Source organism: Solirubrobacter ginsenosidimutans (genome assembly GCF_027587205.1).
In genome coordinates this window covers 67,081-90,004 of sequence record NZ_JAPDOD010000025.1, presented here as the reverse complement: position 1 = coordinate 90,004, position 22,924 = coordinate 67,081, and the positions used below count along the sequence as shown (strand labels likewise).

The window sequence follows — 22,924 nt, the reverse complement described above, 5'->3', positions numbered from 1 at the left end:
GAAAGATAGGCGTTGCGCACCCGTTCAGAGAAGGTCCCAGAGGCAAGATGAGCCCGGGTCCCGCCTACAAGATGGGTCTTCGGACCCACGAGTACCCCGGACTCCGGAGTTACATTCTGCGCCGTGCTTCTGCGGCGCCAGGACGGCCAGATGATCCCCGCGTTGATGGTGCTGATGCTCGCATTGCTGGCCGTGGGGCTGGCCTTCTTCCAGGTCGGGCGGGCCGCGATCTTCTCCACCGAGGCACAGACCGGTGCCGACGCGGCGGCGCTCGGCGCCGTCCAGGAGATCAAGGCCCAGTTGGAGGCGCAGGTCGCCGCCACCGGGACCTCCAACGTCGAGGCGATCGACCCGATCCGCGTGCGGCTCCAGGCCGAGTTGTGGGCGCAGAAGAACAAGGGGCACGTGATCAAGCTCGAGCGGCGCGGCGTGGACGTGAAGGTGTGGGTCTCGACCAACGCGGACCTCGGGCGCGAGGCCGATCGCGTGGAGTCGGGCGACGAGAAGGGCATCGGCCGCGCCCGGGCGCGGATCGACGTGCTCGCCCTGCCGAGCGTGGGCGCGATCGGGAACATCGGCTCAAGCGGCGGCAACGCGATCTCCACGATCAAGGACAAGGACTGGGACAAGGTCAAGGACGAGATCTCGGATCCGCCGACCTGCGGCAACAGCGCCAAGTCCAACGACCTGGTGACGCTCGGCAAGATGCTCCAGGCGCACGGCTTCAACGTCGCCGAGAACGCCGAGATCGGCTCGCCTCCTGGGCCGAAGGCGCATTCGGCCGGGGGCTTTCACTACAAGTGCCGCGACTCGGGCGCGCTGGACGTCAACGCCGACAATGGCCCGGGGAGCGAGAAGTCGATCATCGACGGGATCGTCGGCGACGTGCAGAAGCTGGGCTTTCGCACGATCTGGCAGGCCGCGGGGCACTTCGACCACATCCACATCGACGTCGCCAACTCGGGCCCGATCGGGGTGGGCGGCGGTGACGGCGGGGCCGTGGGCGCGCTCGAGGAGACCGGGCTCGACGTCAAGCTGATCGACTGGGACGCGGCGTACACGCCCTTCAGCGGCTTCGGCGGCCTCGGCTCCGGCGGCTTCTACGGCGGGCCGCCCGACCCCGACGTGGCGAACACGCTCTGCCGCGTGCTGGACGACACCAACGCGTCCCCGAAGATCCGGCTGGCGACGTTCGAGACCGCGATCGTCGAGTCCGGCGTGCACAACCTCAACTACGGGGACCGGGACTCGGTGGGCGTGTTCCAGCAGCGGGTCCTGATGGGCTGGGGCGTCGGCTACTCGGTCATGGACCCCTACGGTGCGGCGAACGAGTTCATCCGCCGCGCGAAGGCGTCGCACATGTCCGGGCCTGGCTATACGGCGGGCCAGCTCTCGCAGGACGTCCAGCGCTCGGGCTTCCCGCTGCGCTACGACCAGGTCCAGGGCCAGGCGCTGGCGATGCTGTCGAAGTTCTGCGGGGACAAGACGTGATGGCGCGCTGGCTGATCCTGTGCGCGATCGCGCTGAGCGGGTGTGGCGTGCTCGACGAAGCGGGTCCCGCGGCGCCCAAGCCGCCCGATCCGGCCGTCTACGGCCCGTCGAAGGCGGTCAAGCCGGCCGATCCGACGCTCACTGCGACGCGCATGGTCGAGCCGCCGCCCGCGGTCGGCCGCGCTCTGGACGACGGGGCGATCGGCGTCGTCGATCTCTCGGGGACGGTCGGCATCGAGCCGCCCTCGCTCGACACCGCCGAGGATCTCACGCTCTCAGGCGTGCACTGGACGTCGTGGGGCGCCGGCGGTGCCGCCGGCGCGGGGACGCTGCGGATCCTGACGTGCCAGCCGACGTGCGCGTCGAGCGGCACGAAGGACGTGCCGGCGCGGATCGAGCTCTCCGGCGTGAAGTCCTGCTCGGGGCGGCGCTACTTCTCGCGCGGGCGGGTCCTGATCGATCCCGCGGACGCCGCTTCTGAGCCCGTGACCTACTTGCGAGCGCCCTGTTGAGGCGGCGCGGGACGTCTCCGGGGACGCGCGCGGTGGCCGCAGAGCGGGCACGGCGAGCGGGCGATCAGCTCGCCGCACCAGCGGCAGGCCCACGCCTCGACGGACTGCAGCAACTCGCGGGCGAGGCCATCGGGATCGGCCGGGACGACGATCGCCTCGACGAGCTTGCTCGTCCCCCAGTACTCCGGGCCGCCGGGCGTCGGCTCGACGCGGACGACCGGGAGGTTGCCGAGCGCCGCGTTCACCGGGCCGGTGATCCACTGCTCGTCGCCGTTGCGGGCGCTCACCGCGAGCCGGCTGGGGCGGACGAGCGCCGGCAGCGGGACGGACGGCTGCCCGGACTGGATCTTGTGGACCGCCGGCTTGGGGAAGGACGAGACGCCGAACGCGCTGCCGGGGGTCAGGCTCGTGACGTGCTGGCCGAGACTTGGCGCGGGATGCTTCAGGCCCGTCACGCTGCCGAGCCAGGTGATCTGATGCAGCTGCTCGGAGAGGCCGGGCAGCGCGCTGGCGAGCATGCCGGCGCTCGGGAGCCTCGGCCCGAGACTGCTCGCGACGCTGGCGAGCGCGGTCGCGGCCAGCGGCGGCAGGCTGGTCACGTGGATCGCCACGCGGGCGGTGTCCAGGAGCGCGCGCGCCATCTCCAGGCGCCGCAGCCCCTCGGGCGCGAACCAGTCCGGGACGATCGCGATCACGGCCCCGCCGGCCTTGATCCCCGACGCCAGCGCCTCGATGAGCAGCCCCGCCTGCTCAGCGGTCGGGGGTTCCGGAACGGCGTCGATGCGCCCTTCCGCGCCGACCAGGCGCTCCGGCTTCAGGCCGAAGGCCACCACGACCGGCGCCGGCCGCGGAGGCGGAGGTGCGTGCAGCCCGTCCGTTTCCGGGCTGGACACAAAATCAGCGGAATGCTCTTCCTCCCGAGCGGGCACGAGGCCACAATAGACAGAGGGAATCCTGTAGGAGCAAGACGGACGCCAGTTGAACTGGCACTATGTGGGAAGACGAAATGGAAGTCGTAGTTCTGCTTTTTGCCATTGCCGGGGCCGCTTTGATCGTCGTCCCGCGCCTGCAGCGCCGTAAGGCGGCGGCGCATCGCCCCGCGTCGAAGCGCTTCAAGGCGGGCAAGCCTTCGCAGGCCCGGAAGGCCAGTGTGGCCGCCGCGTCCGGGACTGCCGTTGCCTCGTGGACGCCGCCCGCCGCGGACGCCGACGTCTGGGAGGACGACCTGGGCTGGGAGGGCGAAGACGCCGTCGAGCCGTCCGTGGACGCGCGCGAGGCATGGGAGCAGTGGCGCGCGACGCAATCCCCGCTCGCCGCCGCCGCTTCTGAGGCGCCGGACGTTGAGCCGGTCGAGCCTGCGGCTCCCGAGCTGCCCAGCGTCGAGCGCTGGCGTGCCCAGGCCGCCGAGCAGGACGAGTGGGTCGAGGACGACGACGACGGCCTCGGCTGGGAAGGCGACGACGAGCCGCCGGCGCCGCGCGCGCTGTGGAACGCCGAGACGCCCGCGCCGGTCGCGCCCGAGTGGTCGCCCACGCCGATTTCGCCGTCCTCGTCCGAGGGCTGGAACAGCGGCCGTGACTGGTCGCGCACCGAGGAGTCCGCCCCGGCGGCGCCCGTGTTCGCCACCGCGTCGGCGACGGACGTGGCCGCGCCGGCTCCCGCTGCCGACGCCGCGTCGGAGCCCGAGCGTGGGCGCACGATCGCACTCGACGAGGACGACGAGTGGGCCGCGCCGGTCGGGCGCTCGTGGGGCGCCCCGTCTGGCGCGCCGGAGTCTTCCCCGCGCCGCGCGAACGCTTCGAGCTCGTCTCGCCGCTCGCGGGTGCATCCCGTCCTGCTGGTGGCGATCTATGCCGCGATCGGGATCGGGGCCGTCGTCCTGGCGAGCACGTTCCTCCTGGGCGGGTCGGAGCCGTCGCCCGCGTCCTTGAAGCAGCCTGTGGCCTCCGCTACGCCGTCGTCGGCGCCCACGCCTGTGGCGACGCCGGTGGCGAGCGCGACGCCGGACCCCGCGGCGCAGGCCGCCGCGGCAAGTGACTTCAGGCTCGAGCGCACCGCGGCCGTGCGGGCGCATGACGCCGCGGTGGCGCGGGTGCAGCGCGCGGCCAAGAGGGAGCGTGCGCGTGCGCATGCGAGGGCCGTCGCGCGTCAGAAGGCAGCGAAGAAGGCGAAGGCCAACAAGAACGCCCGAACGCCGGTCGCCACCCCGACGCCGACGCAGTCCTACACGCCGCCCACGAACAACTACACGCCGCCCAGCACGACCGCGCCGACCCGTAAGTCGTCGCCGAAGAGCAGTGGCTGCGAATTCTGCATCGGCTGAGCCGATGAGCGCCGCGGGCGCCTGCCCGCGGCTGGACGGTCTGCCCGGACGCGAGTTGGCGGGCGGGCTGCGGATCGCCGAGGCCCACACGCGCGCTTCGCGGATGAAGGGCCTCGCGAAGCTCGACGACATGCCGGAGACGACCGGCCTCCACATCCCGCGCTGCCGCTCCGTGCACACGTTCACGATGCGCTTCCCGCTCGACCTGATCTGGCTCGACAAGGCGGGTCAGGTGGTGCGGGTGGACCCGAACGTCCCCCCGCGGCGGGTGAAGAACTGCCTCCGCGCACGCTCGGTCATCGAAACCCGCGGCGGAACCGCCGACCGGTTTCTGGCCGCGGGCCTCACCGACCCGCACTAACCGCGCCGTCCCGGGGGGTGCCCCGGATAACTCCCGCCGGCCGATACCTAGCCGGGGCACCCCCCACGCCCGGCCGCGCGCCCTCCTCCCCGCGGCGCGCCCCACCCGCCGTGCGCCCTCGCCCCGCGGCGCGCCCCACCCGCCGTGCGCCCTCGCCCCACGGGGCGCCCTCGCCCCACGGGGCGCCCTCGCCCCACGGGGCGCCCTCGCCCCACCGGGCGCCCTCGCCCCACCGCGCGCCCCGCCCGCCGCGCGCCCTCCTCCCCGCCGCGCGCTTTCCCCGCGCCTTCGCAGGGCCCACGCGCGATTTGGGCCTTTCGCCTCATGCCGCCGGACGCGTGCGGGGCTACGGTCACGCCATGGTTCGGGTCGCCCTGGTGATCGGCGTGCTCGCGGTCGCGATCGTGCTTCTCAAGCAGCGATCCGATGATGCCGGGGCGGGTGCGGCGCCCGCGGTGCCGACGGTCAATACGGCCGGGATGCCGAAGGAGATCCGCGCGCTCGTCGCCGATCGTCCGGACCCGGTGGAAATGCTGCGCCGGCGCGGAGCGCTCCCAGGCATGGGCGCCATCCGCAAGCTCGCCGACAAGCTCGCCGGCGACGGCTCCGCCGCGCAGACGCAGATGGCCCCGTTCGCCGACGTCGGGTCGCGCCGCGAGCTCCGCGAGGTCCGCGCCGACATCCGCCGCGACTTCGCCGCGCTGAACCGCCTCTCGGCCGTCGAGGGCGGAGCGTCGATCGCCGACATCACCAAGACCCTCGCCGAGGTCTACTCGGCACCGGTCCTCAACGCGCTCGGCACCGACGGCGTCCGCGACTTCGCCTCCCGCTACGCCGGCCGCACCGAGGTCGCCCAGAAGGTCAAGATCCTCGACTTCGAAGGCGTCTTCGTCTCCGGCGCCCGGGCCCTCGCCCAGGTCGTCTACCGCCTCTCCCTCCGAGCGCCCTCGGGCCGCTACGTCGCCCGCGCACCCGCCACCTGGACCGTCACCCTCGCCCGCGAGGACGGCCGCTGGCGCTTCGTCCAGGGCCTAGAAACTTAAAGGGACAGTCCCTTTATCTTCGGCGGACCCGTCGGGCCGCGTTCCTCAGCCGCGCACCACAGCGGCGACGCGGCGGGGCGAACCTAAAGGGACAGTCCCTTTAGGTTCAGCCGAGGGCGACGGCCGCGACGCCGAACATGACGAGAACGGCGCCGATGAGGCGGGCGGCCGGGACTTTCTCCCGCCCCGCGATCGCCGCGCCGGCCGCGGCCATCACGACGCTGGTTTCCCTCAGGGCCGCGACCGGGGCGGCTTCGGCGCGTTCGAGCGCGGCGAGCACGAGCAGGTAGGCGGTGACCATCCCGACGCCGGCCGCGGCGGAGCGGAGATTGGCCGCCTCGCGGATGGCGTCGGTCCCTCTCGTCGCGGCGATCGTGACGGCGTAGGGGATCGCGCAGGCGACGAGGATGACCTCGAAGTACGGGACGGTGCCCGCGTGGCGGATGCCGTGATCGTCGACGAGCGTGTAGCCGGCGATGCAGGCGCCGACGCCGAGGGCGAGGGCGAGGGAGCCGAGATCCGCGGCCGCCCGTCCCACGCCGCGCACCAGCAGGACGCCCGCCGTCACCGCCAGCACTCCCGCGGCGGCGATCAGGCTGACCTTCGCGCCGAGCGCGACCACGCTGATCAGCAGGACGAGGACGGGCGCGGAGCCACGCGCGATCGGGTAGGCGAACGACAGGTCCGCCCGCGAGTAGACCGCGGCCAGCAGGGCGAAATACGCGAGCTCGAGCGCCGCCGACGCGGCGATGTACGGCCACGCGTCGGCGTCGACGCGCCAGGTGAGCGCCGCCGGGAGCGCGAAGACCGCGGCCCCGACGAGGAGCGCGACCGCGGACGTGGCGTGCGTGTCCGCGGCGTTGGCGACGAGCGCGTTCCACCCCGCGTGCAGCGCCGCGGCGGCGAGAACGAGCGCGAGCGCCGCGAGGGTCAGGGGCCGACCAGTTCCGCGAAGCGGGCCGCGGTGATGTTGCCGCCCGAGAGCGTCACGCCGACGCGCAGGCCTGTCGGATCGATGCGACCTGCGAGCAGCGCGGCGAACGCGCACGCACCACTCGGCTCCGTCACGGTCTTGGCGCGTTCGAAGAGCAGGCGCATCGCGTCGACGATCTCCGCGTCCGACACCGTCACGACCTCGTCGACCAGCTCGCGGATCACCGGGAACGTGAGCTCGCCGGGGATCGGCAGCTGCTGGCCGTCGGCGATCGTGCGCGGGACGTCGATCCGGACGCGCTCGCCCGCCGCGAGCGAGCGGACGAAGTCGTCGCCTTCCTCCGGCTCGACGCCGATCACGCGGGTCTCGGGCGAGAGCGCCTTGATCGCGGTCGCGCAGCCCGACAGCAGCCCGCCCCCGCCGAGGCAGACGAGCAGGACGTCGAGCGGGCCCGCGTCCTCGAGCAGCTCGAGCGCCGCGGTGCCCTGGCCGGCCATCACGCGGAGGTTGTCGTAGGGGTGGATCGGCACGAGCCCGCGCTCCTCGACGAGCGCCGCCAGGAGCTCCTCACGATCCTGCGCGTAGCGGTCGAAGGGGACGATCTCGGCGCCATAGCCGGCCGTCGCGGCGAGCTTGCCGGCCGGTGCGTCGTCGGGCATCAGGATCACGGCGGGGATCTCGTGCAGCCTCGCGGCCAGCGCGAGCGCTCCCGCGTGATTGCCGGAGGAGACGGTCGCGACGCCTCGCGCCCGCTCCGCAGGCGTCAACGCGGCGACCGCGTTGTAGGCGCCGCGGAACTTGAACGCGCCGGCGCGCTGGAGGTTCTCGGCCTTGAGCAGGACCCGCGCGGCGCCGGTGGCCTCGTCGAGCAGCCGGCCGGTGAGGACGGGGGTGCGATGGGCGACCCCCGCGAGGCGCCCCGCGGCCGCTTGGACGTCGTCGAGCGTGATCACAAGCGCGAGTTTATGAGCTCGATCGCCGACCAGTTGCTGCCCTGGCGGCGGCGGGTCTCCCGCAGGCCGAGGCGCTCGAACGCGGGGACGACCTCGTCCGGCTCGTCGCCTTCGAGCCCGGAGATGATCAGGCGATCCGGCAGCTCCGTCAGGTTCGCGGCGACCTCCAGCAGAAGCGGGCGGACCAGGTTCGCGAGCACGGTGGGCGCGTACGGGCCGCCTCGCCGGACGTCGCAGCGGGTGACCTCGACTGCGACGCCATTGACGGCCGCGCCCTCGCGGGTGGCCTCGACCGACTCGGGCTCGACGTCACAGGCGAGCACCGGCGCCCAGCCGAGCTTCGCGGCCGCAATGGCCAGCACCCCGCTTCCGCAGCCCCAGTCGGCCAGCGCGCCGCGCGGCGTGAGATCGGCGAGCAGCTCGAGCGTGAGGCGGGTCGTGGCGTGCGAGCCGGTGCCGAACGCCTGGCCGGGGTCGATGACGACGTCGAGGGCGCCCGGCAGCGGGTCCTCCCACGGTGGCCGCACCCGCAGCCCGGGCACGTCCACCGGCTTGTGGAAGCTGCGCCAGTCCTGGCCCCAGTCATCGGGCAGGACGGTGGTCGAGACGTCGATCAGCCGCCCACCGACCGCGGCGCGGACGTCGCCGACGTCGGGCAGTTCGCCCGCCGCTCCGTAGAGCACGTACTCGATCGCATCCCCGGCCTCGCGCTCCTCCAGGCCGCCGGGCGCGAACGGCATCAGGTCGGCGAGGACGAGGTCGGCTTGCTCGCGATCGACGCGAATCGTGAGCTGGATCACGCGTCGCGCTCCAGCACGAGCGCCGCCCAGCCGTCGAGCACGCGCCGCTCGCGCTCGGAGAAACCCAGTGGCGCCCAGGCGGCCACGGCCTCGTGGGCGGCGGACGCGAGGACGCCGGAGGCGATGAGGCGGGTGGCGCCGGCGGGACTCGACGCGGCGGCGTCCGACGGTGCAGCGGGGCGAGTCGGCGCGGTGGCGTCCGACGGTGCAGCGGGGCGAGTCGGCGCGGCGGCGTCCGCCGAAGACGCGGCTCGCGCGGCCAAACCGCCGGCCGCGGCGACGAGCAGCGGCAGCGTCAGGTTCGCGACGATCGTCGGCGCCCACGGCGCGGCCGCCGTCACGTCGCCCTCGATCACCTCGACCGTCACCCCGTTGCGCCCGGCGTTGCGGCGCGCGACGTGCGCGGCCAGGAGGTCCAGCTCGATCGCGACGACCGGGGCGAAGCCCAGCCGCGCACCCGCGATCGCGAGCACGCCGCTTCCCGCCCCCCAGTCGGCCAAAGCGGTCGGCGGCGTCTCCTGGAGCAGTTCCAGGCAGAGGCGGGTCGTCGGGTGCGAGGCCGCCCCGAACGACGGCCCCGGATCGATCACGAGGTCGTCCACCCCACCCTCGATCCACGGCGGCCGGATCGTCAGCGCGCCGACCGTCACCGGCGTCAAGTGGTCCTGCCAGGCCAAGGCCCAGCCGGAGTCCATCCGCGAGCGGACCACGTCGACGACCGCGTCACCCGCGAGCGCCCGCACCTCGTCGTCCGTAGGCAGCGCATCTCCGTAGACGGCGAACTCGACCAGACCGTCGAGCTCGACCTCCTCCGCACCCGCCGCGAGCACCGGCTCCAGGCGGGCGAAGGCGATCTCTGCGTCCTCCGCCCGGACCCGGATGCCGAGCCTCGTCGTCACCCCACCAGCGCCCGTTTGAGCTTCGCGATCATGCCCTCGTCCTCGCGCAGGTTGTCCTCGGTCAGCGACTCCGAGAACTGGTTGAGCAGGTCCTTCTGCTTGCGCGAGAGCCGCCGCGGGATCACGACGTTGATCACCACGCGCAGATCGCCGGTGCGCCCGCGCCCCAACGGCGGCATGCCGCGCCCGTTCATCACGATGGTCTCGCCCGGCTGGGTGCCCGCCGGCACGTCCAGCGGCACGTCGCCATCCAAGGTCGGCACCGCGATCTTCGTGCCCAGAGCCGCCAGCGGCGCCGGAACGTCGACCACGGTCACCAGATCCTCACGATCGCGGATGAAGCGCTCGTCCTCCGCCACCCGCACGACCACGTACAGGTCGCCGGCGGGCCCGCCGCGCTCACCCGCGTGCCCGCGGCCGGTGACCCGCATCCGCTGGCCGTCCTCGATCCCGGCCGGGATGTCGACCTTCACGTGGCGCTGCGCGACCGTCATGCCGCGCCCGTCGCAGGTGTGGCACGGCTGCTCGGCGATCCGGCCGTCGCCGCCGCACTTGTCGCACAGCGCGGTGCGGACCATCTGGCCGAAGCGGGTGCGCTGCACGGCCTGGATCTGCCCTGCGCCGCGGCACTTGTCGCAGGTGACGATCGGCGTGCCCGGCTCCGCTCCGTTGCCGTGGCAGGTCTCGCACAGCGCGGTCGCGTCGTAGGTCACCTCGACCGAGGTGCCGCGCGCGGCGTCGCCCAGAGAGATCGAGACCGCCAGCGCGACGTCCCCACCCTGCACGGCCCCACCCCGCGCGCGGGTGCCGCCGAATGCGGCGTCGAATCCGCCGCCCTGGCCGAAGAACGCGCTGAACAGATCCGAGATCGACCCGAAGCCTTCGAAGTTGGGCGAGAACCCGCCGGATTTGAGCCCGTCGTGGCCGTAGGCGTCGTAGGTCTGACGTCGCGTCGCGTCCGACAGGACCTCGTAGGCCTCGGCGGCCTCCTTGAACTTGTCCTCGGCGTCGGGGTCGTGGGCGTTCACGTCCGGGTGCAGCTCGCGCGCCAGACGACGGAAGGACTTCTTGATCGTCGCCTCGTCCGCGTCGCGCGGAACCCCCAGCACCTCGTAGTAATCCCGCGGCATAACGCTTTAGTACAGCTCCTCGATGAAGCGCGACAGCTCATAGGCCGCCTCGCGCACGGACCGGATCGCCCGCGCATAGTCCATTCGCGTCGGTCCGATCACCGACACGGTGCCAAGATTGCGCTGGGGCAAGCCGTAGTTGGCGGCCACCAGCGACAAGGATTGCAGCGCGGGCTCGGGGTTCTCGACCCCGATCCGCACGTACGAGGTGCGGGAGTCCAGGGCGGCGGTCAGCACGCCCAGCATCGACACCCGCCGCTCGAGCATCTCCATCAGCGCGTTGAGCTGGGAGACGTCCTGAAAGCGGTACTCCGAGACCAGCCGGTGCGCGCCGTCGACGTACAGCGTGTCCTCGGCGGTCTCCGCCAGCTCGCTGAACACCGGCGCCAGCTCGACGATGAACGCCCGCTCGCCCGCGTTCAAGGACGGGTCCGCGAGCTTGGACTGCAACATCCGCGCGCCCAGGCCCATGCCCACCAGGCGCTCGTTCAGGTACGACCCCGCCCAATCGGTCAAACCGCTATCCAGCGGGGAATCGAACGTAAAAACCTTCTTGGAGACGCCGCCCGTGGACGTGATCACGACCACCATCAACACCTGCGGCTGCAGCAGCAGGACCTCGATGTGGCGGATCGTCGTCGTGCCGATCGGGGGCGCCGAGACGATCGCGAGGAGGTTCGTCACCTGCGAGAGCGTCTCGGTCGTGACCCGCATCGCCTCGTCGACCTGTCGCCGGACGAGCGACAGCCGCAGCTCAGCGGCGGGCGCCTCCGGCAGCAGCCAATCGACGTAGTAGCGATAGCCGGCATCGGTCGGAATCCGGCCCGCCGAGGTGTGCGGGTGCGCGAGCAACCCGTTCTCCTCGAGCACGGCGAGCTCGTTGCGGACCGTCGACGGACCCGCGGGAACGTCGGGATCGGCGGCGAGCGTCTTGGAGCCGACCGGAAGCCCGGTCTGCGCGAAGCCGTCCACCACCTTGCCGAGCAACAGGGCCTGGCGGGGAGTCAGCACTCCTTAGATTCTAAGAACCGCTCGGCCGCGGCGAACGAGCTTGTTGCCGTCCTGCACCGCTTCGCAGTCGAAGACGGCCTCCCCGTCCCCCGAGGATTTCAACTTCGAGGTGACGGCGATCTCCTTCTCCGGCACGCCCAGGCCGCGGAACTGGACCGACAGGGATTTCAGCGCGACCGGGTCCTCGCCGGAGGCCGCGCGCGCAACCTGCGCCATCGTCCACAGCCCGTGCAGGATGTGGCCGGGAAGGTCGACGGAGCGCGCGAACTCGTCGTCGAGGTGGATCGGGTTGAAGTCCCCCGACGCGCCCGCGTACCGGTACGTCACGTACCGATCGGGCGTGACCTTCATCTCACGAAGTTCGTCCATGTCCCCTCGCAGACGAGCTCACCGCGCTGATTGACCGAGCGCGAGGTGAACGTGTAGACCATGATGTCGGCGCGTTTGGCGACGTCGCCGAACGCCGCCTCGGTGGTGATCTCGTCGCCGGCGACCACCGGGGCGTGCCAGGTGAAGTCCTGCGCGCCGTGGACCAGGCGGGAGAAGTCGATGCCGACCTCGGGGTCCAGCACGGCGGGACCCATCGCGCGCCACGAGTAGACCGCGGCGAACATCGGCGGCGCCACGACGTCGGCGTAGCCCGCGGCGCGCGCGGCCTCCACGTCGTGGCAGATGGCGGCCGTCTCACCGATCGACGAGGCGTACTCGCGGATCTTCTCGCGGCCGACGACGTACGTGTCGGTCGTGGACGCGGCCATCAGTCGTCCGCTAGCTCCAAAACCGCGAGGAACGCCTCTTGAGGCACCTCGATCCGACCCACCTGCTTCATCCGCTTCTTGCCCTCCTTCTGGCGCTCGAGGAGCTTGCGCTTACGGGAGATGTCCCCGCCGTAGCACTTCGCGGTGACGTCCTTGCGATAGGCCTTGACCGTCTCGCGGGCGATGATCTTCGCGCCGACGGCGGCCTGGATCGGCACGTCGTACTGCTGGCGCGGGATCCGCTTGCGCAGCCGCTCGGTCATCTGCTTGCCCTGCTCGTAGGCCTTGTCGCGGTGCACGACCATGCTCAGCGCGTCCACGGTGTCGCCGCCGAGCAGCACGTCGAGCTTGACGAGGTTCGACGGGCGCAGGCCCACCGGCTCGTAGTCCAGCGACGCGTAGCCCTTCGTGCGCGTCTTGAGCTGGTCGAAGAAGTCGAGCACGATCTCCGCCAGCGGCAGGTCGTAGGTCAGCTGAACGCGCTCGGAGGACAGGTAGTGCATGCCCGAGTGGTTGCCGCGCTTCTCCTGGCAGAGCTCCATGATCTGCCCGATGTACTCCTTGGGCGTCAGGATGCTGGCCCGGATGTAAGGCTCGCGGACCTCGGCGATGCGCGCCGGGTCGGGCATGTCGGTCGGGTTGTGGACCGGGATCACCGACCCGTCGGTGAGCGTGATCTCGAACTCGACGCTCGGCATCGTCGCCATCAGCTCGAGGTCGTACTCGCGCTCCAGGCGCTCGCGCACGATGTCCATGTGCAGCAGGCCGAGGAAGCCGCAGCGGAAGCCGAAGCCGAGCGCGTCCGACGTCTCGGGCTCCCAGCTCAGCGCCGCGTCGTTCAAGGTCAGCTTCTCGAGCGCGTCGCGCAGTTCCGGATAGTCGTCGTTGTTCATCGGGAACAGTCCGCAGAACACCATCGGCTTGACTTCGCGGTAGCCCGGCAGCGGCTCGGTCGCCTGATGGTTCTTGGTCGTCAGCGTGTCGCCGACGGCGAGCTGCGTGACGTCCTTGATCCCGGTGATCAGGTAGCCCACCTCGCCCGCTGAGAGCGTCTCGGACGGCAGCTGGGCGGGAGTGAAGAAGCCGATGTCGTCGATCTCGGCCTGCGTGCCCGTCTGCATGCCGATGATCGTCTCGCCCTTGCGGAACGTCCCGTCGACTACGCGGATGTAGGCGATCACGCCGCGGTACTGGTCGTACTCGGAGTCGAAGATCAGCGCCCGCGGGGAGGCCATCGGATCACCCGACGGCGGCGGCACGCGCTGGACCAGCTGCTCGAGCAGGTCGTTGACGCCCTCGCCGGTCTTGGCCGAGATCCGGCGCACCTCTTCCGGGTCCTCGCCGATCAGCTCGGCGATCTCCTCCCCCACGCGGTCGGGCTCGGCGCCGGGCAGGTCGACCTTGTTCATGGTCGGGATCAGCTCGAGGCCGGCGTCGATCGCCAGGTAGGTGTTGGCGACCGTCTGCGCCTCGACGCCCTGGCTCGCGTCCACGACCAGCAGCGCGCCCTCGCACGCGGCGAGCGAACGCGAGACCTCGTACGTGAAGTCCACGTGGCCGGGCGTGTCGATCAGATGCAGCTGGTAGACCTCGCCGTTCTGGGCGGTGTAGAACACGCGCACGGCCTGGGCCTTGATCGTGATCCCCCGCTCGCGCTCGAGGTCCATGGAATCGAGCAGCTGGGCCCGCATCGCCCGGGGGTCGACGGTGTGCGTCAACTCCAGGATGCGGTCGGCCAGCGTCGACTTTCCATGGTCGATGTGGGCGATGATGGAGAAGTTGCGGATGTGCGCCTGGTCGGCCAAAGCACACTTAGGTTACGAGCCGCGCCGGAGCCTTCCGGCGAAAAGTTCGACGATCTGCCGTGCCTCCGGGATTTTCAGCCCCAGAACGACCGCCGCGTACGCCGCTGAGCCCGCTATGAGAGCCAAACCGACGCTGAGGACCTGCCCGATCAGCGAGCGCCCGAGAACATCGTCGACCGCCCACCAGACGCCGTAGGCGACGAGCGCGAGGAGGGCCGCCCCGACGAGGACTTGCGCGATCGTAGTGAGCGTCTCCCCCGTCTGGAACCCGCCGAGCGCCCGGCGCAGCATCACCGCCTCGGCCAGCACGAGCGCGACGTTGGAGATCGTCGTGCCGAGCACGATGCCCCCGATCCCCATCGGCCCGGACAGCAGATACGAGCCGATCGCGTTGATCGCCAGCGAGCCGACCGCCAGCGTCGTCGGCACCCACGGGCGCTGGAGCGCGAAGAATCCGCGGGTGAGCATCAGGACGAACCCGCTGAACGGGAGGCTGAAGCTGAACCAGAACAGCGCCTCGGCGGTCAGCCTCGTCGACTCGGCGTCGAACTCCCCGCGCTGGTAGACGAGGCGCACCATCGGATCGCTGAGCACGAGCATCGCCGCGCCGGCCGGAATCAGCAGCAGCGCGATCTGCCGCAGGCCGACCCCGATCGTCGCCTGCATCCCGACGTAGTCCTTGCGCGTGGCGAGGCGGGAGAGCTGCGGGAAGAGCACGGTCGCCACCGCGACGCTGAACATCCCCTGCGGGAGCATGTAGATGCGGAAGGCGGCGTCGACCGCGCGCGGCACCTGCGGGGACACGAGCAGGCCGATCGTCGAATTCAGCAGCAGGTTGATGTTGATCAGCCCGAGCCCGACCGAGACCGGCAGCATCAGCAGCAGCACGCGCTTGACCCGCACGTCGTCGCGTCTGGGCAGCCGGATCGTGCCGATCGGGAACCCGATCCGGCGCAGCGCCGGAAGCATCATCAGCAGCTGGACGAGCGTGCCCGCGACCACCCCGAGCGCGTAGGCGTAGAGCTGATTGTCACCCTCGAAGAGCGGCGCCAGCCCGACCAGCCCGGCGATGATCACGATGTTCCAGACCAGTGGCGCGATCGCGGGGATCGTGAAGTGGTCGTGCACGTTGAGGATGCCGACCGCGAGCCCCGTGAGCCCGAGCAGGATCACGATCGGGAAGAGCACCTGGCTGAGGCCGACGCACAGGTCTTCGAGCGCCGGGGTGAACTCGTCGCCCGTGAAGGGCGGGATGATCACCGGCGCGAGAAGGATGAACGCGATCGTGATCAGGGTCAGCCCGACCAGCAGCAGGCCCGCGAGGGCCGCCGCCAGCTGATAGGCCTCGCGTTTCTTCTTCTCTTCCAGCAGCTCGCTGAAGACCGGGACGAAGGCGCTTGAGAGCGCCGCGTCGGCGACCAGCGCGCGGATCAGGTTCGGGATCTGGAACGCGAGCGTGAACGCGGAGGCCGCGCCACTGGTGCCGAAGTAGCTGGCGGCCACGATCTCCCGGATCAGGCCCGCGACACGCGAGAGGCCCGTCCCGACTGAGAAGATCAGGGTGTTGACCGCGGTGCGGCGGCGAGGTGCGACGTCTGGTTTGGCCAAGCAGCGCGCTATAGTACGCCGCCGTTGCGGACCTTCCGTGACCTTCTCACTATGGCCAACATCAAGTCACAAATTAAGCGGAACAGTCGCTCGCAGCGTGAGCGCTTCGAGAACCGCCACTACACGTCGCAGATCAAGACGTACTTCCGGCGCCTCGAAACCGCCGTGACCGCCGGCGATGTCGATGTCATCGACGCCGAGCACAAGAAGCTCGTGTCGCTGATCGACAAGGCCGTGAAGCGCGGCGCGCTGCACGCCAACACCGGCGCCCGCAAGAAGTCCCGCGCCGAGCGCATTCGCCGCGCCGTCCCGGTCGCCTAGCTCGACCCGGGCATTCGCCTTCACAACGCCGGCGTCCTGTGACGCCGGCGTTGTTCGTTAAGGGGTCCTAGATGGCAGGCGGGACGACGTCCGTCGTCGGGTCCTGCGCCGAGAGCGGCTGGATGCCCTTGGCGAGCTTCTCGTCGGCGCGGATGACGTGCATGACGGCGTTGATCAGCGCCAGGTGGGTGAACGCCTGCGGGAAGTTGCCGAGGTGGCGGCCGCTGCGCGGATCGATCTCCTCCGCGTACAGATGCAGCGGTGACGCGTAGCCCAACAGCTTCTGGCACAGGTCGCGGGCCAGCGAATGCTCGCCGATCTCGCTGAGGGCGCTCACGAGCCAGAACGAGCAGATCGTGAACGTGCCCTCCTCGCCCTGCAGGCCGTCGTCGGTCTCCTCGACCTTGTAGCGCAGCACGAGGCCGTCGACCGTCAGGTTGTCGGCGATCGCGAGCACGGTCTTGCGCACCCGGACGTCGTCGGCCGGCAGGAACCGCGTGAGCGGGATCAGCAGCGCGCTCGCGTCCAAGCTGTCGGTCTCGTAGTGCTGCGTGAAGACGCCGTTCTTGCAGCCGTGCTCGATGATGTCAGCCTTGATCTCGTCCGCGTGCGCCTGCCAGCGCGTGGCGTGCTCATGCGCCTCGCGCAGCCGCGCCAGGCGGGCGCCGCGATCGCACGCGACCCAGCACATGACCTTGGAGGACACGAAGTGCTTGTCCTCACCCCGCACCTCCCAGATGCCGCGGTCGGGGAGCTTCCAGTTCTCGATCGCGGCCTCGACGAGCCGCTCGATCAGCGGCCAGCGGCGCTCCGGCAGGTGGTCGCGGGACTTCGCGTGCAGGAAGATCGAGTCCAGCATCGTGCCCCACACGTCGTGCTGGCGCTGGTTGTAGGCGCCGTTGCCGATGCGGACCGGGCGGGCGTTGTCGTAGCCGGAGAGGTGGTCGAGCGTGTCCTCGATCAGCTCCCGCTCGCCCTGGATGCCGTACATCACCTGCAGGTCGTCGGACTGCGCGACCTCCTGCATGAAATAGAAGTAGTCGTTGGCCTCCCACTCGAAGCCGAGCGAGTGCAGGCCCCAGAGCATGAACGTGCTGTCGCGGACCCACGAGTAGCGGTAGTCCCAGTTGCGCTCGCCGCCCGGCGTCTCGGGCAGCGAGGTGGTCGCGGCGGCGATCATCGCGCCCGTGGGCGAGTAGGTCAGGCCCTTCAGCGTGAGCGCCGAGCGCTGCAGGTACTGGCGCCATGGATGGTCCGGGAACGTGCCGTGGGCGAGCCACTGATGCCAGTAGTCGGCGGTGTTGACCAGGCGGCTGTAGGCGTCGCTGTAGGTCTTCGGGCCGGGGTGATCGGAGAACGCGAGCGCGACGAACGCCGTGTCACCGTCGTGCAGCGTCGTGAGCGCGCGGACGCGCGAGCCTTCGAAGCCGACCCGCAGGTCGGTCGTGAGCGTGAGCTTCGTCGGCCAGCCGTCGGACGTCGCGACCGCCTCGTTATAGCCCTCGCCGACGTACTCCCAGTGCGCGTAGCGGCGGCCGTAGTCGAAGATCGGGTCGCACTCGAGCTGGACCTCGACGCTGCCGTTGACGCAGCGCACCGTGCGCAGCAGGACGTGGTCGGCGTCGTAGTCCGTGGGCGCGCGGCGGTGCGTCGTCGAGCGCTCCTCGGTGTCGTGCCACGGACCGACCAGCAGGACGTCGCGCACGATCACCCAGCCCCGGCTCGTCCCCCACGAGGTCTCGAGGATCATCGTGCCGGGCAGGTACCGCCGCGCCGCGGGAACCATCGTGTCGGCGGGGCCGAGCCGGAACGTCCCGGCGTCGCGGTCCAGGATCGCGCCGAACACGCTCGGCCCGTCGTAGCGTGGCAGGCACATCCACTCGATCGCCCCACTGGGAGCGACGAGCGCGCAGGTCTCGCAGTCCGACAGAAAGCCGTAGTCGGCGATCGGCGGGAAGGGCGAGACGAGCGGTGGATCCGGGTTCTCGAGCGACATTGGAGCGGGATCCTCTCAAACTGCGCTCCGGCGCGGGTCACGCGCAATCCGCGTCCCGCCCTTTCGTGGCAAGCGGACGCACGGGCCTGGCGCCGCGCCGTTCTCATCGCGCCCGCCGGCTGGCACCGCGCCGCTCTCGCGCGGTCTCGCCGCACACGCGCTCGCGCCCGCCGGCCGGCACCTCGCCGCGCTCGCTCGGTCTCCCCACCCGCGAGTACACCCGCCCGCCGGCTGTCGGCCCTACCGGGTCGCGATCAGCACGGCGCGGATCGCCTCGGTGTCCTCGCTGAGCTCGCCGCCGCGGGTCTCGACCTCGAGGTCGGCGATCGCCGCCACCGCGCGGCGCAGCGACTCGGCGTCGCGCTTCTCGATCGCCGCGAGCGTCTTGTCCGCGGCCCAGGGCGCGCCGCGCAGCAGCTTCTTGGCCTGCGCGCGCGATTGCCCGGCGGCGAGCGCGTCGGCGACCATCGCCGCCTCCCGCAGCTTGCCGGCCATCCGGTAGGTGAGGCCGGTGATGCGCTCGCCCTGCTGGCGCAGCTCGAGCAGCGTCGCGACCGCGGTCTTGCGGTCGCCGTCGACGAGCGCGTCGGCCAGCGTCCAGACCTTGCGCTCCGCCGACGTGGCGCAGGACTCCTCGACCTCTTCCGCGCCGATCGTCGCGCCCTTGCCGTGCTCGAGCGCGAGCTTCTCCAGCTCGCGCACGAGGCGCTGCTGGCGGTCGCCGACCTGGGCGATCAGCGCGCGGGCCGCGTTGCGGTCGAGTTTGACGCCGGCCTCCTTGGCCTGCTCGATCACCCAGCTCGGCAGGTCCTTGGGCTTGACGTTCATCTCGGCCGCGATCTTGCCGCCCGCCTTCTTGACCGCGTCGTGGAGCTTCGGCGGCGCCTTGTAGCGCCCCTCCTCGCGGGCGAAGAAGGCGACCGTGAGCGTCTCGGGATCGGCGCTTGCGAGCGCTGACGCGACCGGCGCGACGTCCGAGTCCTTCCAGCGCTCGACGCCGTCGGCGATCACGAACCGCCGCCCCATCGCGAAGGTCATCGCGCTCAGCGCGCCGGCGACCGCCTCCGGCGTGCACTGGTCGGCCTCGTAGACCTCGACCCCCGCCGTTCCCGCCGCCGATTCGGCCAGCTGGCGCAGGCTGGCGCGCCGCTCGGCGATCCGGCCGTGGTCGTCTCCGTGGATCAGATAGGCGGGATGGAAAGGCACCCGATTGACCCTAGCGGGACGACCAGCGGTACCGGTGCTCCGGACGGCCGCTGCCGCCGTAGCGCAGCTCCAGCTCGGCCTGATCGGCCGAGACCAGGTGCTCGAGATAGCGGCGGGCGGTGACGCGACTGAGACCCGCGATCTCGGCCGTCTCGACCGCGCCGAGCGGCGTGTCGGCCGCTTTGAGCGTGCGGGCCACGAGCTCCAGCGTCTCCTTGCTCAGGCCCTTGGGGAGCGGCAGCGCGCCGGGGGTGCGCAGCTCGCCGAGTATCGCGTCGATCTCCTCCTGCTCGGCCTCGCCGCCCTTGTCCGTGCGCAGCTTATAGGCGGCGTAGCGCTCGAGCTTGTCGCGGAAGGTCGCGAACGCGAAGGGCTTGACGAGGTACTGCGCTACGCCCAGCCCGACCGCACCCTTGACCGTGTCGACGTCGCGCGCCGCGGTGACCGCGATCACGTCCACGAGGTTCCCCGCGGCCCGCAGCCGGCGACAGACCTCGAGACCCCCGAGGTCGGGCAGGTAGATGTCGAGCAGTACGAGGTCGGGCTGGTCCTCGAGCACCCGCCTGAGCGCCTCGGTCCCGCGGTTGGCGACGCCCGCGACCGTGAAGCCCTCGATGCGCTCCACGTAGCTCCTGTGGATCTCGGCGACGCGAACGTCGTCGTCGACGATGAGCGTGCGGACGGTCATCGCGTGAGCGCCGGCAGCTGCGCGTGCGGGAGCCGGACGGTGAACACCGCGCCGTCCTCCGTTCGAGCCTCCACCGTGCCGCCGAGCTTCGTCGCCGCCCGTTTGACGAGCGCGAGGCCGAGGCCGCGCCCGACCGGGCCGGCGGGCTTGGTCGTCACGCCCGGCTCGAAGATGTCGGTGTCCGGCGGGAGGCCGGGGCCGTCGTCGCGCACCTCGATCGTCGCGTGGTCGCCGTCGTCGGCGAGCGTGACGGTCACCGTTCCCTCGCGGTCAGGTCCGAGCGCTTCGAGCGCGTTGTCGACGAGGTTGCCGACGATCGTCGCGAGCTCGGTGGGTGGGAAGCCGGAACAGAGGCGGGCGCCGGGTCGCACGCGCAGCGTGACGCCGCGCTCCCGCGCCGTGGCCGTCTTGCCGAGCAGCAGGGCCACGAGCACGGGTTCCTCGATGCCTTCGCCGAGATGCCCGAGCAGGTCCTGGGCGGACGCGGCCTCCGAACCGGCGAGCTCGATCGCCTCCTCGGTGCGGCCGAGCTCGACGAGGCCAGCGATCACGTGCAGGCGATTCGCGGCCTCGTGGGTCTGGGCGCGCAGCGCGTCGGCGAGCGCCGTCACCGCGCCCAGTTCGCGCGCGAGCGTCTCCACCTCGGTCCGGTCGCGCAGGGTGACGACGGTGCCGACGCGGCGGCCGTCGCGCTCGACGGCACGGCTGGACGCCAGCAGGACGCGATCGCCCGCGATCAGCGGGGCGTCGTCCTTGAGCTCGCCGGGCTCGAGCGTCGCGAGGTCAGGGCCGAGCAACCGCTGGGCGTGGTCGTTGACGAGCGCCGGGCGGCCGCTCTCGTCGAACACGACGACGCCCTCGCGCAGGGCGTGCAGGGTCGCGTCGTGGTGGGCGTAGAGGGTCGTGATCTCCTGCGGCTCGAGGCCCAGCGTCTGCCGCTTCACGCGGCGGGCGAGCAGGAGGCTGAGCAGGGATCCGATCAGCAGGATCACCGCGGCGAGGCTGAGCAGCCCGGGTAGCAGCGCGGCGACTTCCTCGCCGATCGCGTCGGTGAGGACGCCGACGGCGACCAACGCAACGACCCGCCCGCCGTCGCGGACCGGCACCACCGCTCGCACCGACTGGCCGAGCGTGCCCTTCGTCGTCTCGGTGATCGTGCGGCCTTGCGCGGCGGGCGCGTAGGTGCCGACGAAGTGCTGCCCGATCAGACGCGGGTTCGGGTGGGTGTAGCGGACGCCGTCCGGGCGCATGATCGTGATGAAGTCGACGCGGGCGACCTTGCGCACCCGCTCGGTGAGCGGCTGCAGCGTGCGCGACGGGTCGTCGCTCTTGAGCGCGGGTGGGAGGTCGGGGAGCGCCGCCACGGTGCGCGCGATCGTCAGCGAGCGGTCGCGGGCCGCGGTCTCCGTGCGTTCGCGGGCCACGAGCACGGTGATCAGCGCGCCCGCCGCGACGGTCACGGCGACCACCGTGAGCTGAAGGAGCAGCAGGCGCCCGGCAAGGCTTTTCACCCGCATCGGTCGCATGTTCTCACGCGACCACAACGACGCCTTCGACCAATATGACCACAACCGCGACACGGCCCGGCGCCGCTCGTAGTTTCGCCCTCCTCGCGGCAAGAGGGTCGCGGGGTGGAGAGAGACGAGAGGAGAGGCCCTTCCCATGAAGCGGCAGCTGTGGTTCTGGGTGCTCGTGGCGATCGCCGCCGGCATCGCCTTCGGTCTGGTGGCGCCAGGCCCCGCGACCGACGCGAAGTGGCTGGCGGACGCGTTCCTGCAGCTCATCAAGACCGTCACGGCACCGGTGATCTTCGTCACCGTCGTGATCGGCATCGCCTCGCTGGGCGACATGGCCCGCGCGGGTGGGCTCGCGCTGCGCGCGCTCGGCTACTTCCTGGTGGCGACGGTCTGCGCGTTGGCGCTCGGCCTCGTCGCCGGCAACCTGATCCAGCCCGGCTCCGGCTTCTCGGGCGCGGCCAGCGCGTCCGGTACCGAGTCGGCGAAGGAGAAGATCGCCGAAGCCGCAGGCTCCGGCACCGGGTTCACCGGCTTCATCACCGACGACCTGCTGCCGACGTCGTTCGTGCAGCCGTTCGTCGAGAACGAGATCCTGCGCGTGCTGATCATCGCGATCCTGGTCGCGGCGGGCGTCTCCGTGCTGGCGCGCCGTCAGCGCGAGCAGGTGCTCGCGGTGTTCGATGTCGTCTCGAAGATCCTGTTCGCGATCATCCGCATGATCATGTGGGCGGCGCCGCTGGGCGCGTTCGGCGGCATGGCGTACACCGTCGCCCAGTTCGGCGGCGGCGCGCTCTCGAACCTCGCGCTGCTGATGGCGACGTTCTGGGGCACGTGCGCGATCTTCGTCTTCGGCGTGCTCGGCCTGGTCGCCCGCTGGAGCGGCTTCAGCATCTTCAAGTTCGTGCGGCTGCTCAAGGACGAGCTGCTGATCATCGTCGGCACGTCCTCGTCGGAGACCGTCTTGCCCCGGCTGCTGTCCAAGCTGCAGAAGGCGGGCGCCTCGAAGCAGACGGTCGGCGTCGTGCTGCCGACGGGCTACTCGTTCAATCTGGACGGCACGTGCATCTACCTGACGCTCGGGGCGCTGTTCATCACGCAGGCGGCCGGGCAGTCGATGAGCATCGGCGAGCAGATCGCGCTCTGTGCCCTGATGGTGCTGACGTCCAAGGGCGCCGCCGGCATCACGGGCGCCGGCCTGGTCACGCTGACCGCCTCATTGCAGGCGTTCGGCGGCACGTTCTTCTCACCCGAGTCGATCGCGGTCGGCATCGCGCTGGTCGTCGGCATCGACCGGATCATGAGTGAAGGCCGCGCGCTGACGAACTGCATCGGCAACGGCGTGGCCACGATGGTGATCGCCAAGTGGCAGGGCGAGCGCGACGAGGCACGCTTCCAAGCGGTGCTCGACGACCCGTCGCTCGCCGACCCCGACGTCCTCGACGACGACGATCTCGAGCCCGACGCGCCGGCCGCGGACGGCGGGCGCTTCGAGCGGCCCGAGAGCGCGACGGTTCCGGCGCTGGCCTGAAACGCCGGAGGGGCGCCGTGTGGCGCCCCTCCGAAGGTTC

Annotated in this window: 22 protein-coding genes; 7 read left to right on the top strand and 15 right to left on the bottom strand. The window is 71.3% G+C overall.

Annotated features, from left to right (window positions below):
* Positions 1–123 precede the first annotated feature (123 nt).
* Both OM076_RS24680 and OM076_RS24675 read left to right on the top strand, forming a co-directional pair.
* A complete protein-coding gene (locus OM076_RS24680; protein WP_270042757.1) occupies positions 124–1,491 on the top strand; it encodes a hypothetical protein in 1,368 nt (455 codons plus the stop codon).
* A complete protein-coding gene (locus OM076_RS24675) occupies positions 1,491–2,003 on the top strand; it encodes a hypothetical protein (protein ID WP_270042756.1) in 513 nt (170 codons plus the stop codon). Before OM076_RS24680 ends, OM076_RS24675 begins: the two co-directional genes overlap by 1 nt.
* On the opposite strand, the gene OM076_RS24670 is transcribed toward OM076_RS24675, so the two are convergent.
* Positions 1,982–2,896: a hypothetical protein gene (locus tag OM076_RS24670; RefSeq protein ID WP_270042755.1), complete on the bottom strand. Its 915-nt coding sequence runs from the start codon at positions 2,894–2,896 to the stop codon at positions 1,982–1,984. The two genes, OM076_RS24675 and OM076_RS24670, sit on opposite strands and share 22 nt — an antisense overlap.
* 113 nt (positions 2,897–3,009) lie before the next feature.
* Between OM076_RS24670 and OM076_RS24665 the strand changes: the two genes are divergently transcribed.
* The 3 genes from OM076_RS24665 (at position 3,010) to OM076_RS24655 (ending at position 5,730) form a co-directional block, all read left to right on the top strand.
* Entirely contained in the window at positions 3,010–4,326 is a 1,317-nt protein-coding gene (locus OM076_RS24665) for a hypothetical protein (protein WP_270042754.1), read from the top strand.
* Positions 4,327–4,330: 4 nt separating this feature from the next.
* The gene (locus OM076_RS24660; RefSeq protein ID WP_270042753.1) at positions 4,331–4,687 is read left to right on the top strand and encodes a DUF192 domain-containing protein; all 357 of its coding nucleotides are present in this window, start codon (positions 4,331–4,333) and stop codon (positions 4,685–4,687) included.
* 359 nt (positions 4,688–5,046) lie between these two features.
* A complete protein-coding gene (locus OM076_RS24655) occupies positions 5,047–5,730 on the top strand; it encodes a hypothetical protein (RefSeq protein ID WP_270042752.1) in 684 nt (227 codons plus the stop codon).
* Positions 5,731–5,836: 106 nt separating this feature from the next.
* Here the strand turns inward: OM076_RS24655 and OM076_RS46305 are convergent, their stop codons facing one another.
* From OM076_RS46305 to murJ, 10 genes are read right to left on the bottom strand one after another with little or no spacing between them, the layout of a single operon-like run.
* Positions 5,837–6,778 carry an EamA family transporter gene (locus OM076_RS46305; RefSeq protein WP_270042751.1) on the bottom strand — a complete coding sequence of 314 codons (942 nt, stop codon included), beginning with the start codon at positions 6,776–6,778 and terminating at the stop codon, positions 5,837–5,839.
* Positions 6,661–7,617, bottom strand: coding sequence for a pyridoxal-phosphate dependent enzyme (locus tag OM076_RS24645; RefSeq protein WP_270042750.1), 957 nt, complete (start codon positions 7,615–7,617; stop codon positions 6,661–6,663). Before OM076_RS24645 ends, OM076_RS46305 begins: the two co-directional genes overlap by 118 nt.
* A complete protein-coding gene (locus OM076_RS24640; RefSeq protein WP_270042749.1) occupies positions 7,614–8,417 on the bottom strand; it encodes a 50S ribosomal protein L11 methyltransferase in 804 nt (267 codons plus the stop codon). The genes OM076_RS24645 and OM076_RS24640 overlap by 4 nt, the downstream gene beginning before the upstream one ends.
* Positions 8,414–9,316, bottom strand: coding sequence for a 50S ribosomal protein L11 methyltransferase (locus OM076_RS24635; RefSeq protein WP_270042748.1), 903 nt, complete (start codon positions 9,314–9,316; stop codon positions 8,414–8,416). Before OM076_RS24635 ends, OM076_RS24640 begins: the two co-directional genes overlap by 4 nt.
* Positions 9,313–10,446: a molecular chaperone DnaJ gene (gene dnaJ, locus OM076_RS24630; RefSeq protein WP_270042747.1), complete on the bottom strand. Its 1,134-nt coding sequence runs from the start codon at positions 10,444–10,446 to the stop codon at positions 9,313–9,315. The genes OM076_RS24635 and dnaJ overlap by 4 nt, the downstream gene beginning before the upstream one ends.
* A gap of 6 nt (positions 10,447–10,452) precedes the next feature.
* Positions 10,453–11,457: a heat-inducible transcriptional repressor HrcA gene (gene hrcA, locus OM076_RS24625; protein WP_270042746.1), complete on the bottom strand. Its 1,005-nt coding sequence runs from the start codon at positions 11,455–11,457 to the stop codon at positions 10,453–10,455.
* Between the two features lie 3 nt (positions 11,458–11,460).
* Entirely contained in the window at positions 11,461–11,826 is a 366-nt protein-coding gene (locus OM076_RS24620; RefSeq protein WP_270042745.1) for a MaoC/PaaZ C-terminal domain-containing protein, read from the bottom strand.
* On the bottom strand, positions 11,805–12,215 hold the full coding sequence (locus OM076_RS24615) for an FAS1-like dehydratase domain-containing protein (RefSeq protein WP_270042744.1): 411 nt from the start codon (positions 12,213–12,215) through the stop codon (positions 11,805–11,807). The genes OM076_RS24620 and OM076_RS24615 overlap by 22 nt, the downstream gene beginning before the upstream one ends.
* Positions 12,215–14,020, bottom strand: a complete 1,806-nt coding sequence (gene lepA, locus OM076_RS24610) for a translation elongation factor 4 (protein WP_270042743.1) — start codon at positions 14,018–14,020, stop codon at positions 12,215–12,217. The genes OM076_RS24615 and lepA overlap by 1 nt, the downstream gene beginning before the upstream one ends.
* Positions 14,021–14,032: 12 nt before the next feature.
* Positions 14,033–15,628: a murein biosynthesis integral membrane protein MurJ gene (gene murJ / locus OM076_RS24605; RefSeq protein WP_270042742.1), complete on the bottom strand. Its 1,596-nt coding sequence runs from the start codon at positions 15,626–15,628 to the stop codon at positions 14,033–14,035.
* Positions 15,629–15,679: 51 nt separating this feature from the next.
* On the opposite strand from murJ, the gene rpsT reads away from it, so the two are divergent.
* Positions 15,680–15,949 (top strand): 30S ribosomal protein S20, encoded by a 270-nt coding sequence (rpsT, locus tag OM076_RS24600; protein WP_270042741.1) that lies wholly within the window; start codon positions 15,680–15,682, stop codon positions 15,947–15,949.
* 67 nt (positions 15,950–16,016) lie between these two features.
* On the opposite strand, the gene OM076_RS24595 is transcribed toward rpsT, so the two are convergent.
* The 4 genes from OM076_RS24595 to OM076_RS24580 all read right to left on the bottom strand — a co-directional run bounded on the left by OM076_RS24595 (position 16,017) and on the right by OM076_RS24580 (position 21,356).
* Complete coding sequence (locus tag OM076_RS24595) at positions 16,017–17,945, bottom strand: glycoside hydrolase family 15 protein (RefSeq protein WP_270042740.1); 1,929 nt, start codon at positions 17,943–17,945, stop codon at positions 16,017–16,019.
* Positions 17,946–18,185: 240 nt separating this feature from the next.
* The gene (gene holA / locus OM076_RS24590) at positions 18,186–19,151 is read right to left on the bottom strand and encodes a DNA polymerase III subunit delta (protein WP_270042739.1); all 966 of its coding nucleotides are present in this window, start codon (positions 19,149–19,151) and stop codon (positions 18,186–18,188) included.
* A 10-nt stretch (positions 19,152–19,161) separates the two neighbouring features.
* Positions 19,162–19,839, bottom strand: a complete 678-nt coding sequence (locus OM076_RS24585; RefSeq protein WP_270042738.1) for a response regulator — start codon at positions 19,837–19,839, stop codon at positions 19,162–19,164.
* Positions 19,836–21,356: a sensor histidine kinase gene (locus OM076_RS24580; protein ID WP_270042737.1), complete on the bottom strand. Its 1,521-nt coding sequence runs from the start codon at positions 21,354–21,356 to the stop codon at positions 19,836–19,838. Before OM076_RS24580 ends, OM076_RS24585 begins: the two co-directional genes overlap by 4 nt.
* A 145-nt stretch (positions 21,357–21,501) precedes the next feature.
* On the opposite strand from OM076_RS24580, the gene OM076_RS24575 reads away from it, so the two are divergent.
* Positions 21,502–22,884 carry a cation:dicarboxylate symporter family transporter gene (locus OM076_RS24575; protein ID WP_270042736.1) on the top strand — a complete coding sequence of 461 codons (1,383 nt, stop codon included), beginning with the start codon at positions 21,502–21,504 and terminating at the stop codon, positions 22,882–22,884.
* The last annotated feature ends 40 nt before the right edge of the window (positions 22,885–22,924 follow it).